General features: G+C 69.2%; 10 protein-coding genes. 5 read left to right on the forward strand and 5 right to left on the reverse strand.

Features of this window, described 5'->3' with window-relative positions; genetic code table 11:
• Positions 1–168: 168 nt before the first annotated feature.
• Positions 169–2,310: a phenylacetic acid degradation bifunctional protein PaaZ gene (gene paaZ / locus AC1C2U_RS18050; protein WP_495363151.1), complete on the forward strand. Its 2,142-nt coding sequence runs from the start codon at positions 169–171 to the stop codon at positions 2,308–2,310.
• 44 nt (positions 2,311–2,354) lie between these two features.
• The gene (locus tag AC1C2U_RS18055; RefSeq protein ID WP_495363152.1) at positions 2,355–2,741 is read left to right on the forward strand and encodes a hypothetical protein; all 387 of its coding nucleotides are present in this window, start codon (positions 2,355–2,357) and stop codon (positions 2,739–2,741) included.
• 12 nt (positions 2,742–2,753) lie between these two features.
• Here AC1C2U_RS18055 and AC1C2U_RS18060 read toward each other — a convergent pair whose 3' ends face one another.
• The 5 genes from AC1C2U_RS18060 to paaI form a co-directional block, all read right to left on the reverse strand.
• Positions 2,754–4,889 carry a RecQ family ATP-dependent DNA helicase gene (locus AC1C2U_RS18060; RefSeq protein ID WP_495363153.1) on the reverse strand — a complete coding sequence of 712 codons (2,136 nt, stop codon included), beginning with the start codon at positions 4,887–4,889 and terminating at the stop codon, positions 2,754–2,756.
• Positions 4,890–4,939: 50 nt separating this feature from the next.
• On the reverse strand, positions 4,940–5,989 hold the full coding sequence (locus tag AC1C2U_RS18065; protein ID WP_495363154.1) for an LLM class flavin-dependent oxidoreductase: 1,050 nt from the start codon (positions 5,987–5,989) through the stop codon (positions 4,940–4,942).
• Between the two features lie 376 nt (positions 5,990–6,365).
• Positions 6,366–6,995 (reverse strand): TetR/AcrR family transcriptional regulator, encoded by a 630-nt coding sequence (locus AC1C2U_RS18070; RefSeq protein WP_495363155.1) that lies wholly within the window; start codon positions 6,993–6,995, stop codon positions 6,366–6,368.
• A gap of 160 nt (positions 6,996–7,155) precedes the next feature.
• A complete protein-coding gene (paaK, locus tag AC1C2U_RS18075) occupies positions 7,156–8,499 on the reverse strand; it encodes a phenylacetate--CoA ligase PaaK (RefSeq protein ID WP_495363156.1) in 1,344 nt (447 codons plus the stop codon).
• 140 nt (positions 8,500–8,639) lie between these two features.
• Complete coding sequence (paaI, locus tag AC1C2U_RS18080; RefSeq protein WP_495363157.1) at positions 8,640–9,017, reverse strand: hydroxyphenylacetyl-CoA thioesterase PaaI; 378 nt, start codon at positions 9,015–9,017, stop codon at positions 8,640–8,642.
• Positions 9,018–9,227: 210 nt separating this feature from the next.
• On the opposite strand from paaI, the gene paaA reads away from it, so the two are divergent.
• The 3 genes from paaA to paaC all read left to right on the forward strand — a co-directional run bounded on the left by paaA (position 9,228) and on the right by paaC (position 11,519).
• The gene (paaA, locus tag AC1C2U_RS18085; protein WP_495363158.1) at positions 9,228–10,208 is read left to right on the forward strand and encodes a 1,2-phenylacetyl-CoA epoxidase subunit PaaA; all 981 of its coding nucleotides are present in this window, start codon (positions 9,228–9,230) and stop codon (positions 10,206–10,208) included.
• 112 nt (positions 10,209–10,320) lie between these two features.
• Positions 10,321–10,626 (forward strand): 1,2-phenylacetyl-CoA epoxidase subunit PaaB, encoded by a 306-nt coding sequence (gene paaB / locus AC1C2U_RS18090; protein WP_495363159.1) that lies wholly within the window; start codon positions 10,321–10,323, stop codon positions 10,624–10,626.
• A 50-nt stretch (positions 10,627–10,676) separates the two neighbouring features.
• The gene (gene paaC / locus AC1C2U_RS18095) at positions 10,677–11,519 is read left to right on the forward strand and encodes a 1,2-phenylacetyl-CoA epoxidase subunit PaaC (RefSeq protein WP_495363160.1); all 843 of its coding nucleotides are present in this window, start codon (positions 10,677–10,679) and stop codon (positions 11,517–11,519) included.
• The last annotated feature ends 112 nt before the right edge of the window (positions 11,520–11,631 follow it).

The raw sequence follows: 11,631 nt of genomic DNA on the forward strand, positions 1-11,631 counted from the left end.
CCCACGAGGGGGACGGCGCTGGTGCGCCTCCTCAACCCACGAGGGGGACGGCGCTGGTGCGCCTCCTCAACCCACGAGGGGGACGGCGCTGGTGCGCCTCCTCAACCTACGAGGGGGACGGCGCTGGTGCGCCTCCTCAACCCACGAGCATCAATAAGGAGAACCCCGATGGTGACGATTCTGCCGAGCTATGTGAACGGCGAATGGTGGACGCCGCCGGCGTCGTCCGGTGGTGGCACGGCGGCGGACTCTGGTGTTGATGCGCCGGGCGCATCAACAGGTGAGGTGGCGGGTGCCGCCGGTGTTGAGGTGCGGGACGCATCAACAGGTGAGGTCGTCACACGCGTCTCGACCGAGGGACTCGACCTCGGCAGCGCGCTCGAGTACGCGCGCACCGTCGGGCAGGCCTCGCTCGGCGAGCTGACCTTCCACCAGCGCGCGGTGCTGCTGAAGCAGATGGCGCTCGCGCTCACCGAGCGCAAGGGCGAGCTCTACGAGCTGTCGTCGCGAACGGGTGCGACGAAGCAGGACTCGTGGGTCGACATCGATGGTGGCATCGGCGTGCTCTTCGCGTACTCGTCGAAGGGCCGGCGCGAGATGCCGAACTCGAAGGTCTACATCGACGGTGCCGTCGAGAACCTTTCGAAAGACGGCTCATTCCTCGGACGGCATATCTACACCCGCCTGCCGGGCGTTGCCGTGCAGATCAACGCGTTCAACTTTCCGGTCTGGGGTTCGCTCGAGAAGTTCGCCCCGGCGTTCCTCGCCGGTGTGCCCACCCTCGTGAAGCCCGCGACGCCGACCGGATACCTCGCCGAGGCGTTCGTGCGCATCCTCGTCGAGTCGGGGCTGCTGCCTGAAGGGTCGCTGCAAATCGTGTCGGGCAGCGTGCCCGGGCTCTTCGATCACTTGCGGCTCGGCGACCTCGTAGCCTTCACCGGATCGGCATCGACCGCCGAGAAGCTGCGCGCGCATGACTCGGTGCAGACCGGCGGCGTGCGATTCACGAGCGAGACCGACTCGATCAACGCGAGCGTCCTCGGCACCGATGCCGTCGCCGGCACCCCCGAGTTCGACGCGTACGTCAAGCAACTCGTCGCCGAGATGACGACGAAGGCGGGTCAGAAGTGCACGGCGATCCGCCGGGCGATCGTGCCCGAGGCATCCGTCGACGCCGTCATCGACGCTGTGCGTGCGCGCATCGACGAGCGCGTCGTCGTCGGCGACCCGCGCGCTGAGGGGGTCACGATGGGGCCGCTCGCCTCGCTCGCGCAGCGCGACGAGGTGCTGCGTCAGGTCGGCAGGCTCGAAGCCGGCGGCGGCGAGCTCGTCATCGGGTCGACGGATGCTCCGAGCGTCAGCCTGCCCGACGACGTGAGCAGCGCGGCATCCGAGGGCGCTTTCGTCGCGCCGATGCTGTTGCGATTCGCGGATGCCGCGAGCCCGGCGCTGCACGAAGTGGAGGCGTTCGGTCCGGTGGCGTCGATCGTCGGCTACGACTCGGTCGCCGAGGCCGTCGCCCTCGTGGCGCGGGGCGGTGGATCGCTCGTGACGAGCGTCGCCACGCACGACCCCGAGATCGCTGTGGCGCTTGCAGGCGGCATCTCCGCGTACAACGGGCGCGTGTTGTTCCTCGACCGCGACGACGCGCGCTCGTCGACGGGCCACGGCTCGCCGCTGCCGAACCTCGTGCACGGCGGGCCCGGGCGCGCCGGCGGTGGCGAAGAGCTCGGCGGCATCCGTGCGGTGGTGCACCACATGCAGCGCACCGCAGTGCAGGGCTCACCAGCGATGCTCACCGCGCTCACCGGTGTGTGGCACGCGGGAGCCGCATCGCAGCCCGACGGCGGGCACCCGTTCCGCAAGTCACTCGCCGAACTCCGCATCGGCGACCAGGTCGTGTCGGGTTCGCGCATGGTGACCCTCGACGACATCGAGACGTTCGCGGCGTTCACGGGCGACACGTTCTACGCGCACATGGACGAGGCCGCGGCATCCGCCAACCCGTTCTTCCCCGGCCGTGTCGCGCACGGCTACCTGCTCGTCTCGTGGGCGGCAGGCCTCTTCGTCGACGCGGCGCCGGGGCCGGTGCTCGCGAACTCGGGCCTCGAGAATCTGCGCTTCGTCACGCCGGTGTCGCCCGGCGACTCGATCCGCGTCGAGCTCACGGCGAAGCAGATCACACCGCGCGAGACAGACGAGTACGGCGAGGTGCGGTGGGACGCGGTGCTGCGCAACCAGAACGACGAGCTCGTTGCGTCGTACGACGTGCTGACCCTCGTCGCGAAGGAGCTCGCGCCGATCGCGTGACATGGCGGCTTGACGCGCGGCCGCTCGACCTCCACGCTGAACGCATGAGCGAATCGACGCAGATCGCCGCCCGCGGCGCTGCTTTCTGGATCTGTTACGCCGTGGTCATCGTCAGTGCGGGGGTCAGCGTGACCTACGCCATGCTGGCCGTGATCGACGGCGGCGTCGGCGCGGCGAACGCGAATGCGCTCTACGCCGCCGCGTGCAGCACGGCACTCGTCGTGCTCGCGCTCATCGCACCGCTGTTCCGATCGGATGACGCGCTACTCGCCATCGCTGTCGCGATGACGATCGTGCAGGGCATCGATGCGTTCATCGGGGCGATCCAGGGTGATGCGGCCAGGACGATCGTCTCCGCCGTGCTCTGCCTCGTGACGATCGTCGCGGCGACGTTCCTCGCGCGGAGCGATCACGCGCGCGGACGTGGTTGAGCCCCGCTCGTCTCAGCCGCGAAGCGCGAGCACGAACGGCAGCACCGAGGTCGCGCCGGCCTGACGGAGGACGCGAGCGGCGATCGTCAGCGTCCAGCGGCTGTCGGCCTGGTCGTCGACGAGGAGCACCCCGCCGGCCGGCACGTCGAGGCCCTCGGCGGTGAAGCGATCCCAGAGGCCGGCGAGCCGGAACGCACTGTTGCCGCCCGGCTGGCCCGTCGGACCGCCGCCCGAGTGCGCGAGCGCGCCGAGGTACGGCAACCGCCCGACCTCGGCGATGCCTCGAGCAAGCGAGTCGACGAGCAGCGGCCGTGAGCGCGAGGGCATCGCGACGACCGCGACCGGGCGCTCGGCCCAGCCCCAGTCGGCGAGCACGCGCACACAGGCGGCGAGCACCTGCGGTGAGACGGGCTCGTCGGGAGCGCCCGCCGCGAACAGCTCGCGCAGCGTGCCGCCCCAGCCGAGGTCGGTGAGGCGGGCGAGCGCCCGGCCCTCCGCCGTCTGCTCGGCGGGCGCGATGCGGCCCTTCACGGGTACGCCGAGTCGGTCGGCGCCCGTGGGCCATGCACGTCGCGGTTCGATCGGCACGCCGACGCGGTCGAGCGATTCGGCCGCCGTCGCGCTCGCGGATGCCGCGATCTCACGTGGGAACCAGACCCCGGCGCAGTTGTCGCACCGCCCGCAGGGCGCGGCCGTGTCGTCATCGAGCGAGCGCTGAAGGAACTCCATGCGACATCCGTCGGTCTGCTCGTACTCGATCATGTGCTGCTGCTCGGCGAGCCGCTCGGCGGCGATTCGTTCGTAGCGTTCGGCGTCGTAGACCCACGGCTCGCCGGTGGCGACCCAGCCGCCCTGCACGCGGCGCACGGCTCGGTCGACGTCGAGCACCTTGAGCAGCAGTTCGAGCGGCGTGCGGCGGATGTCGACCATCGCCTCGAGCGCCGGCGTCGAGACCGGCACGTCGGAGAATGCGCCGATGACGCGCTCGGCGCGCTCCTGATCGGGCATCGACGCCGTCGCGAAGTAGTGCCAGATCGCCCCGTCTTCGGTGCCGGGGAGCAACAGCACGTCGGCGCTCTCGCTCGCACGGCCGGCGCGGCCGACCTGCTGGTAATAGGCGACGGGCGACGATGGCGCGCCGAGGTGCAGCACGAAGCCGAGGTCGGGCTTGTCGAAGCCCATGCCGAGCGCGCTCGTGGCGACGAGCGCCTTCACCTCGTTGCGCTTCAACATTCCCTCGGACTCGGTGCGCTCGTCGGTGTCGGTCTGCCCGGTGTAAGCGCGCACCTCGTGACCGCGGTCGCGCAGCAGGCGCGCGGTGTCGTTGGCCGCCGCCACGGTCAGTGTGTAGATGATGCCCGAACCCGGAAGATCGTCGAGATGGCTGAGCAGCCACGCGAGCCGGCTCGGTGAATCGGGCAGCCGTAGCACCCCCAGCCGCAGGGACGCGCGGGCGAGCGGCCCACGGATCGTCAGCACCTCAGCGACTGCGCCGGTCGCGCCGGTGGCGCCGGTTACCTCGGTGCCCAGTTGCTCCGCGACATCCGCCACCACTCGGCTGTTCGCCGTGGCGGTCGTGGCGAGCACCGGCACTTCGGCCGGCATCTGCCCGATGAGGTCGCGCAGCCGCCGGTAGTCGGGCCGGAAGTCATGCCCCCAGTCGCTGATGCAGTGTGCCTCGTCGACGACGAGCATGCCGATGCGCCGCACGAGTGCGGGCAGCTGCTGCTCACGGAAGGAAGGGTTGTTGAGCCGCTCGGGCGAGACCAGCAGCACGTCGACCTCGTCGCGGTCGAGTTGCGCGAGCACGTCGCTCCACTCGTGCGCGTTCGTCGAGTTGATCGCCACCGCACGCACGCCGGCGCGCTCGGCGGCGGCGATCTGGTCGCGCATGAGTGCGAGCAGCGGTGAGACGAGCACCGTCGGTCCTGCGCCCTGTCGGCGCAGCAGCAGCGTCGCGACGAAGTACACCGCCGACTTGCCCCAACCGGTGCGCTGCACGACGAGCGCTCGCCGCCGCCCCTCGACGAGCGCCTCGATCGCTTCGAACTGCCCCTCGTGGAACTCGGCGTCGGAGCGTCCCACGAGTTCGCGCAGCGCTGCGAGGGCTGCATCGCGGGTGTCGGCGGGCGATGCGGCGAGAGTCATGCCCCCACTCTGGCCCACGCGACCGACAAGCGGCTGGGCGTCGAGCTGACTCAACGCTCGGCGGGCTCCCACCCGATCGCCGGCCCCACGTGCTCGGCGATCGCCGCGAGCAGTCGCGTGTTGTAGTCGACGCCGAGCTGGTTCGGCACGGTGACGAGCAGGGTGTCGGATGCCGCGACGGCAGCGTCGTTCGCGAGGTCGGCGGCGATCTTGTTGGGCTCGCCGATATAGCTCTTGCCGAATCGGGCGAGGCCGCCGTCGAGGAATCCGACCTGGTCTTCGGAGTCCGACGACTCGCGCTCGCCGAAGTACATCCGGTCTTCGTCGTTCATGATCGGCAGGATGCTGCGCGACACCGACACTCGCGGGGTGCGCTCCCACCCGGCATCCGCCCATGCATCGCGGAAGATCTGGATCTGCTCGGCCTGCAGCTCGTCGAACGGCACCCCGGTGTCTTCCGTGAGCAAGGTCGAGCTCATGAGGTTCATGCCCTGCTCGGCGGTCCACTTCGCGGTGGCTCGTGTACCCGAGCCCCACCAGATGCGGTCGGGGAGTCCGGGCGACTGCGGCTGGATCGGCAGCAGCCCGGTCGACCCGGTCATCTGCGGGTTCGCCGGAGCGACGCCCGCGCCCGCGATGGCCGCTCGGAACAGCTCGGTCTTCGCGCGGGCGAGATCCGCATCGGTCTCACCCTCGGGCGGCACGAAGCCGAACGTCTGCGAGCCGTCGAGCGCCGTTTCGGGTGATCCCCGGCTGACGCCGAGCTGCAGGCGGCCCTCGCCGCCGCCGTGGGCGCTGATGAGGTCGGCCGCGGCGGCCTCCTCGGCCATGTAGAGCGGGTTCTCGTAGCGCATGTCGATGACGCCGGTGCCGATCTCGATGCGGCTCGTGCGTGCGCCGATCGCGGCGAGCAGCGGGAACGGCGAGGCGAGCTGCCGGGCGAAGTGGTGGACGCGGAAGAACGCGCCGTCGATGCCGAGCTCTTCGGCCGCGACGGCGAGTTCGATCGCCTGCACGAGTGCGTCACCGCCGGTGCGCGTGCCCGATTGCGGCGAGGGATGCCAGTGGCCGAACGAGAGGAACCCGATGCGTTGCTTCACCTTGACTACAGCGCTCCGAGGCATCCGACCATTCCCTACCTCGTGCCCTACCTCAGACGCGCGGGCTGGTCGCGGCGAGGAATAGGGCGATGAGCGGATGCCCGGTGCCCCCCTTAGCGAGGAATCTCGAGACATACACACACAGGAGTCGACATGATCATCTCGGAAATCACCTTCCCTCACCTGCAGGCAGCGAACGACGCACAGCTGACGCGTGACCTCGAGCGGCGCAGGGTCGCGGATGAGCGTCGTGAAGAGGCGGCATCGGCCGGGGGGCCGCTGCCTCACCGCTCGGCCTCGCGCCGCGGCACCCGTCAGGCCGCCACGTCCACCAGCGATCGCGCCACCGCGTCGCCACGCTCTCGGGTCGAGCCCGTCAGCCGAGCAGCTCCTCGACGCGGTTCGAGGTGGGCATGCGCAGGCCGTCGAGCGCGACGGCGATGACGTCGTCGGCGAGCTTGTCGGCGTCTTCACGCCCGCCCGGGCGGTACCACTCGACGATCGAGTTGATCATGCCGAACAACAGGCGGGAGACGACGCTCGCGTCGATGTCGCTGCGCAACGTGCCCTCGGTCTGCGCCTCCTCGACGAGCGCGGTGACCGCCTTGTCGAACGCACGGCGACGTGCGAGGGCACGGCGTTCGACCTCGGTGTTGCCGCGCACCCTGAGCAGCAGCGTCACGGAGGCGAGTTTCGACACGAGCACGTGCACGGCGCCGCGCAGCACACGGTCGACACGGTCGGTCGCACGGCCGCCCGAGGCATCCGCTTCGCTCAGGACGGATTCGAGCGCGCTCAGCGCTTCATCGAGTGCCTGCTCGAGGATCTCGTCCTTCGACGCGAAATGGTGGTAGATCGCCGATTTCGAGAGGCCGAGTCGGTCGGCGAGCATGCCCATCGAGGTCGCGTCGTAACCGTACTGGTTGAAGGCGGCGACGGCGACCTCGAGGATGCCCTGCCGGTCGTAACCGGGTCGCCCTCGTCGAAGTGATCCGTTCTCAGACATCGCCCTCATCTTCGCATCCTCTTCGCCGAGTTCTGCGGGTTGAGCCTGTCGAAACCCATTCCGGGTGAGGGTTTCGACAAGCTCAACCCGCTCGTGGGTTTCGACAAGCTCAACCCGCTCGGGGGTTTCGACAAGCTCAACCCGCAGACGCACCGCACCCTCAACTCGCAGTCGTGCGCAGGTCGTAGACGCGCTTGTATTTGCCCTCGCTGCGGGGGAGTGCCCCCGGCTCTTCGAGCTTCACGGCGACGGATGACCCGATGCCCTCCTTGATGCGCTTGGCGAGCACGATCGTGGCGGCCTGGCAGACGTCGACGTCGAGGTCGGGGTGACGTTCGATGCGCACGGTCAGGTCGTCCATCGTGCCCGTGCGAGTGAGCTCGAGGATGAAGTGCGGCGTCAGCTGCTCGATGCCGAGCACGATCTCCTCGATCTGGGTCGGGAAGAGGTTCACGCCGCGCAGGATGATCATGTCGTCGTTGCGGCCGGTGATCTTCTCGATCCGGCGCATGCCGCGCCGCGCCGTGCCGGGCAGCAGCCGAGTGAGGTCGCGCGTGCGGTACCGGATGACCGGGAACGCTTCTTTCGTGAGCGAGGTGAAGACGAGTTCGCCCATCGCGCCGTCGGCCAGCTGTGCGCCGGTCTCACCGTCGATGATCTCGGGCAGGAAGTGATCCTCCCAGAGGTGCGGCCCGTCTTTCGTCTCGAGGCACTCGCTACCGACGCCGGGCCCCATGACCTCGCTGAGCCCGTAGATGTCGAGCGCGTCGATGCCGAGGCGCTGCTCGAGGTCGCGCCGCATCTCGTTCGTCCACGGCTCGGCGCCGAGCACGGCGACCTTCAGACTCGTCGAGCGCGGGTCGATGCCCTGCTCGACCATGCAGTCGGCGATCGTGAGCAGGTAGCTCGGCGTGCAGAGGATCGCGTCGGGCTCGAAGTCGACGATGAGCTGCACCTGCCGTGCAGTCTGCCCACCCGACATCGGGATGACGGTCGCGCCGAGCTTCTCGATGCCGGCGTGCGCGCCGAGGCCGCCCGTGAAAAGGCCGTACCCATAGGCGTTGTGCACCTTCATGCCCGGCCGGATGCCGCTCGCCCGCAGCGACCGCGCGATGAGCGTCGCCCACCGGTCGAGGTCGCCCTTCGTGTAGCCGACGACGGTGGGCCGGCCGGTGGTGCCGCTCGAGGCGTGGATGCGCGCGACCTGCTCCATCGGCACGGCGAACATGCCGAAGGGGTAGGTCTGGCGCAAGTCCTCCTTCGTCGTGAAGGGCAGCTTGGCGAGGTCCTCGAGCGAGCGGATGTCGCGGGGGTGCACGCCCGCATCGTCGAACTTCTTCGTATAGAGGGGCACGTGCTCGTAGGCGTGCTGCACGGTCTGCTGGAGGCGCTCGAGCTGCAGCACCTCGATCTCGGCCCGGGACATCCGCTCTTCGGGGTCGAGTTCTTGGGGCGCGGCGGGGGCGATGCCCGAGACGCTGGGGGTGATGGTCGTCGTCGACACGGGGTGCTCCTCGGGGTCGGGTGGAATTCGGTGCCCTGAGCCTGTCGAGCTCCCTGAGCCGGTCGAGCTCCTTGAGCCTGTCGAAGGGCGAAGCGAACGGTTCGGCAGGTTCCCTTCGACAGGCCAGGGAACGGGACGGGTCAGATGGTGCGATTGGTGGAGATCGAACGGCCGCGGAACTCGGCGACCGGGTCGCCGTGCTCATCGGTGACCGAGACGTCGTAGAGGCCCGTGCGGCCGCTGCGGGTGCGGCGCACCGCGGTCGCCGTGAGCGTCTGCCCGGTGACCGTGGACTTCAGGAAGGTGATGTCGGCGCCGGCTGCGACGGTGACGGTGTCGTCTTCGTTGCAGGCGATCGCGAAGGCCGTGTCGGCCAGGGTGAAGACGAGCCCGCCGTGGGTGATGTGGAACCCGTTCGTCATGTCGTCGCGCACACGCATCGAGACGATCGCGATGCCGGGTTCATCTCGCTCGACGACCATACCGAGGGCGGCGGAGGCGCGGTCGCGCTGCATCATGGCACGGTTCGAGGCCGGGCCGGTTGTCGTGGCAGTGGTCGCGGCATCCAAATCTGAAGCTCCTCATCGAGTTCACGCGTTCACGCGTTCGCGCGCCGTTGCTGCGGCGCTCGACTTGACTATATACTAACTGAACGATCGGTTAGTAATGTCGGATGCCACGAGCGCCCGCATGCCAGGCGAAAGCCGCAGAACACACAGGAGTCGACGATGACCTCTCCCGCAGAACTCAGCGTGGTCGAACGAGACCTCTCCCCCGAGGAGGAGCAGTTCAACGACCTCATCACCGCGGACTCCCGCATCGAGCCGCGCGACTGGATGCCCGATGCGTACCGCAAGACGCTCATTCGCCAGATCAGCCAGCACGCGCACTCCGAGATCATCGGCATGCAGCCCGAGTCGAACTGGATCACGCGCGCGCCGAGCCTCAAGCGCAAGGCGATCCTGATGGCGAAGGTGCAAGACGAGGCGGGCCACGGGCTCTACCTCTACTCGGCCGCGCAGACGCTCGGCATCACCCGCGAAGAGATGATGGACCAACTCATCACCGGGCGGGCGCGCTACTCTTCGATCTTCAACTACCTCACCCCGACATGGGCGGACATGGGCGCGATCGGCTGGCTCGTCGACGGTGCCGCGATCTGCAACCAGGTGCCGCTCTGCCGCGCGTCGTACGGCCCGTACGGACGCGCAATGGTGCGCATCTGCAAAGAGGAGTCGTTCCACCAGCGGCAGGGCTTCGAGATCCTGCTCGAACTCATGCAGGGCAGCGAGGCGCAGCGCGAGATGGCGCAAGACTCCGTGAACCGCTGGTACTGGCCCTCGCTCATGATGTTCGGGCCGCCCGACGACGAGTCGCCGAACTCGGCGCAGTCGATGGCGTGGAACATCAAGCGCTTCTCGAACGACGAACTGCGCCAGCGCTTCGTCGGCATGCTCGTACCGCAGGCAGCGGTGCTCGGCGTCACGCTGCCCGACCCGAACCTCGCGTGGAACGACGAGACCGGGCAGTACGACATGAGCGAGATCGACTGGGACGAGTTCAACGAGGTGCTCGCCGGCCGCGGACCCGCGAATGCCGAGCGCCTGCGCCGTCGGCGCGAGGCGCACGAAGACGGCGCCTGGGTGCGCGAGGCCGCGGCGGCGTACGCCGAGAAGCGCTCCCTGAGCCTGTCGAAGGGTGCAGCATGAGTGGGTTGAGGAGCGAGCGCAGCGAGCCACCGAAACCCGGGCTGTCCGAACGTGGGGTTTCGAGACGGCGCTGGCGCGCCTCCTCAACCCGCGTGAGCGAGAGGAACAGCTGATGTCGACTCCCGGCGAAATCGGCACCGAGGCCTGGCCCCTGTGGGAGGTCTTCGTGCGCGCCAATCGCGGGCTCTCCCACGTACACGTGGGCTCGCTGCACGCGCCCGACTCCGACATGGCGGTGCGCAACGCGCGCGACCTGTACACGCGCCGGGGCGAGGGCATCTCGATCTGGGTGGTACCCGCCGACGCGATCACGACGAGCGACCCCGACGCGAAGGGCGCGTTCTTCGAGAGCCCCGCCGGCAAGAACTACCGGCACGCGGTCTACTACACGAAGAGCGAAGGGGTGAAGCACCTGTGAGCGATGTGCGCCCTGAGCCAGTCGAAGGGTTTCGACAGGCTCAACCCGCAGTGGACGTCCACGGCGACGTCTCCGTCGATCGGCTCGCGCTCGCCGAAGAGCTCGCGGGCACCGCCGCCGACGGCACCATGACGGTCGCGTCGACGGATGCCGCGCAGTACGCGCTGCGCCTCGGCGACGACGCCCTCGTGCTCGCCCAGCAGCTCGGCATGTGGATCGCCAGCGCTCCCGAACTCGAAGAGGACGTCGCCCTCGGCAACATCGCCCTCGACCTCATCGGCCACGCGCGCTCCCTCCTGCACTATGCGGGCACCGCGAGCGGCCGCAGCGAAGACGACCTCGCCTACTGGCGCGACGAGCCCGAGTGGACGAACGCCTGGCTCTTCGAACAGCCGAACGGCGACTTCGCCCACACGATCGCGCGTCAGCTCGCGGCATCCGTGTACCTGTACGAGCTGTACTCGCGGCTCGTCGACTCGGCCGACCCGACGCTCGCGGCGATCGCTGCGAAGTCGGTGAAGGAGATCGACTACCACCGCGACCATGCCACCCAGTGGGTGCTTCGGCTCGCGGGCGGCACCGAGGAGTCGCGTCGCCGCATGATCGCCGCGATCACCGACACCTGGCCGTACATCGACGAGCTCTTCGTCGACGATGCGCTCGTCGAACGCCTTGCCGCCGACGGGGTTGCGGTGCTTCCCTCGACGCTGCTCGCTGCCTTCGACGCCGTCATCGACGAGGTGTTCCTCGAGGCGGGTCTCGAGCGACCGGCCGGTCGCACCGCGTTCGTCGCGTCGGGCGGCGGCCGCGAAGGCCGGCACACCGAGCACCTCGGCCCGCTGCTCGCAGAGATGCAGGTGCTCGCCCGTGCGCACCCGGGGACGTCGTGGTGAGCGCGGCCGCGATCGCCCGTCGAGTAGCGCTGCCGGAGGCGACGCGCATCGAGACGCAGACGGGTCTCGATACGACGGCTGCGCCGCCTGCTCGACCAGCTGCTTCCGTCGC

It is taken from the genome of Agromyces sp. Y575, from assembly GCF_059445445.1.

What these genes read in the sequence shown, in the direction of transcription:
- paaB (WP_495363159.1), top strand. Translation starts at nt 10,321, where the DNA reads ATGTCGACTCCCGGCGAAATCGGCACCGAGGCCTGGCCCCTGTGGGAG.
- AC1C2U_RS18055 (WP_495363152.1), top strand. Translation starts at nt 2,355, where the DNA reads ATGAGCGAATCGACGCAGATCGCCGCCCGCGGCGCTGCTTTCTGGATC.
- paaI (WP_495363157.1), bottom strand. Translation starts at nt 9,017, where the DNA reads ATGATGCAGCGCGACCGCGCCTCCGCCGCCCTCGGTATGGTCGTCGAG.
- paaZ (WP_495363151.1), top strand. Translation starts at nt 169, where the DNA reads ATGGTGACGATTCTGCCGAGCTATGTGAACGGCGAATGGTGGACGCCG.
- AC1C2U_RS18070 (WP_495363155.1), bottom strand. Translation starts at nt 6,995, where the DNA reads ATGTCTGAGAACGGATCACTTCGACGAGGGCGACCCGGTTACGACCGG.
- paaA (WP_495363158.1), top strand. Translation starts at nt 9,228, where the DNA reads ATGACCTCTCCCGCAGAACTCAGCGTGGTCGAACGAGACCTCTCCCCC.
- AC1C2U_RS18060 (WP_495363153.1), bottom strand. Translation starts at nt 4,889, where the DNA reads ATGACTCTCGCCGCATCGCCCGCCGACACCCGCGATGCAGCCCTCGCA.